We start from the raw sequence: 2,816 nt of genomic DNA, 5'->3' as shown, positions 1-2,816 counted from the left end.
CTGCGACTGGTACTTCAGCCCCGACGCGGTAATGATCGACACCGCTGGCCGCTACCTGCGCGACGACCAGTCGGCCAGCGAGTTCTCGGCCTTATGATCACCAGCACGTCGGAACTGGTGGAGTAGTTGCTGATGATGAAGTTGTTGTCCAGGTTGTAGCGCGAGTCAGGCCGCAGTTCCGGGGCGCCCTGGTCGAGGTCGCCGATCTTCAGGTTCTGGCTGTACCAGAGGCCGCCACCGAAGGCCAGCAGGGCCAGGACGATGGACACCGGCGCCACCTTGGGGCTGGCGAAGTTGGCCAGCAGGCGCCAGAACGGGTGCTCGCACACCGCATCCTTCTTGCTGCGCTCGATGGCCTTCTTGCTGATGCCGATGTACGAGATGGCGACCGGCAGCAGGATCAGGTTGGTGAAGACGATCACCGCCACGCCGATCGAGGCACCGATGGCCAGCTCGCGGATCACGCCGATGTCGATGATCAGCAGGGTGATGAAGCCCACGGCGTCGGCCAGGATGGCGATCATGCCGGGCAGGAACAGCTGGCGGAAGGTACGCCGCGCAGCGGTCAGGGCGTTGTCGGCGCCGCTCGACTGCAGGGCGATGCCGTTGATCTTCTGCACCCCGTGGGAGATGCCGATGGCGAAGATCAGGAACGGCACCAGCATCGAGTACGGGTCCAGGCCGAAGCCCACCGCATGCATCAGCCCCAGCTGCCAGACCACCGCCACCAGGGTGGTGACCAGCACCGCGATGGTGCTGCGGATACACCAGGTGAACCAGTACAACAGTGCCCAGGTGATGACCAGCGCCACGCCGAAGAACATCACCACCATCACCAGGCCGTCGATCAGGTCACCGACCTTCTTGGCGAAACCGACGATGTGGATCTTCACGTCCGGGTTCTGCGCCTGGAACTTGTCGCGAATCTGCTCTTCGAGCTGGTGGGAGAACTTCTGGTAATCGAGCTTGGTCAGGGTGCCGGGGTTCTGCGGGTCGGGGAAGCTTTCCAGCAGCGGGATGTCGACGATGCTCGACTTGAAGTTGTTGGCGACCAGACGCCCCACCTGCCCAGACTTGAGCACGTTGTCACGCAGGGTATCGAGGCTGTCGTCGGAGCCGTTGTAGGTGTTGGGGATGACCTCGCCGCCGGAGAAGCCTTCTTCGGTCACCTCGCTCCAGCGCACGCTGGGGCTCCAAAGGGACTTCAGGCCCGCGCGGTCGACACCGGGAATGTAGAACACCTCGTCGTGGATCTGACGCAGGGTCTCCATGTAGTCCTTGTCGAAGATGTCACCCTTGGTCGACTCGACCGAAATACGCACGGTGTTGCCGAGGTTGGCCAGGTCGTTGCGGTGCTCGAGCATCTGTTCGATGAACGGGTGCTGCAACGGAATCATCTTCTCGAAGCTGGTGGACGGGCGGATCTGCGTGGCCTGCCAGAACAGGAAGATGCTCACCAGCACGCAGATGACGATAACCGCCGGGCGATTGTTGAAGATCAGGCGTTCGAGCAGGGTGGCCTTTTCCTGGTTGTGCTGCATGTCGAAACTCTCCCTGCGGGTCATGGCCTTGCCTCCTCGGCACCTTCGGCGGTGGCCAGGTGCACGCCACCCTGCCCCACCAGCAGCAGGCCGCCATCGGCCAGGCCGCTGACCCCGGACAGGGCGATGCGGTCGCTGCGGTTGTAGACCGTGAAGGTCTGGCCATCGTCGTGGCTGCGCAGCACGCTGCCGCCGTTGCCGACCAGGGCCAGGCTGCCATCCTCGAGAAGCGTAGCGCTTGCCAGGCCGAATTCGAGCGGGCCGCGGGCGGCGTTGAGCTCGATGGGCTGCCAGCTGTCACCGAAATCGGTGGAGCGGAACAGGTTGCCGCGCAGCCCGTAGGCCAGCAGGGTGTTCGGTTGGGCGGTGCCGATCACGCCGAACAGCGAGCCCTCGTAGGGGCCTTCGACCCGCGACCAGGTTTGCCCGGCATCGCTGGAGCGGTACATGCTGCCCTGCTCGCCGACGATGAACAGGCCGGCATCCTTGACCGCCGCGATGGCGTTCAGGTGCAGTTGGTCGGGGTTGTCGAGACGCTCGGCGACATCCTGCCACTGCTGGCCGCCGTCGGTGGTTTCCAGCAAGGCGCCATAGGCACCCACGGCGAAACCGTGCTGGGCATCGAGGAACCAGACGTCGAGCAGCGGGGCTTCGCGGGTGAGGTCCTCGAACTGTTTGCTCCAGGTGGCGCCACCATCGTTGCTGGCGAGGATCTGCGCGTCGTGGCCGACGGCCCAGCCGCGCTTGTCGTCGAGGAAGAACACCGCGGTGAGCAGTTGCCGGGTGGGTACCCGGGCCTGGGTCCAGGTCTTGCCCTGGTCGTCGGAGAACAGGATATGACCTCGATCGCCGACCACCACCAGGCGCTTGCCGGCATGGGTGGCATCGATCAGCAGGCTTTCGCTGGCCTTGGCCGACTCCGTCGAGTATTCCCCGGCGGCGGCGGCGTGCGCGTTCGCGGTCCATGTTCCCAGCGCCAAAACCGCGCTGGCCGTCAGTGCCCAGGCTGTGCGCCTGGTCAGCCATTGCCTCATGACTGCCCCCTGTTGTGTGTTCTTGTAGTGGGTCGTCCATTGCAGGTACTGCGAAAACCCTGATGTAGAGCCCTGCAATAGCTTTGGGCCATCCTAGCGGGGATTTCCTGGGGAAAACAACGAGCGGGACGTTATGTTTTGTTAAGCACAAAAAAGCTGGGGCCGCTACGCGGCCCTTTCGCGGGCAAGCTGTCGGCATCCAGGCCGATGCGCTCCATCAGCGCATCGGTGGCGTAGCTGA

1 protein-coding gene and 2 pseudogenes are annotated in these 2,816 nt (G+C 64.1%); all 3 read right to left on the bottom strand.

Annotated elements, in window-relative coordinates; genetic code table 11:
- Positions 1-92: 92 nt before the first annotated feature.
- Positions 93-1,565, bottom strand: a pseudogene (locus ACQKPE_RS26210) (efflux RND transporter permease subunit); the annotation flags it as partial.
- A complete protein-coding gene (locus ACQKPE_RS26205) occupies positions 1,562-2,575 on the bottom strand; it encodes a YCF48-related protein (RefSeq protein ID WP_427669597.1) in 1,014 nt (337 codons plus the stop codon). The gene ACQKPE_RS26205 and the pseudogene ACQKPE_RS26210, both read right to left, overlap by 4 nt.
- A 143-nt stretch (positions 2,576-2,718) precedes the next feature.
- Positions 2,719-2,816 (bottom strand): annotated as a pseudogene (locus tag ACQKPE_RS26200) (hypothetical protein); the annotation flags it as partial.

The organism is Pseudomonas sp. NPDC089554 (assembly GCF_050280645.1).
Taxonomy (GTDB): Bacteria; Pseudomonadota; Gammaproteobacteria; order Pseudomonadales; family Pseudomonadaceae; genus Aquipseudomonas.
The sequence above is the reverse complement of the archived record's forward strand: the minus strand, read 5'-3'. Positions and strand labels throughout refer to the sequence as shown.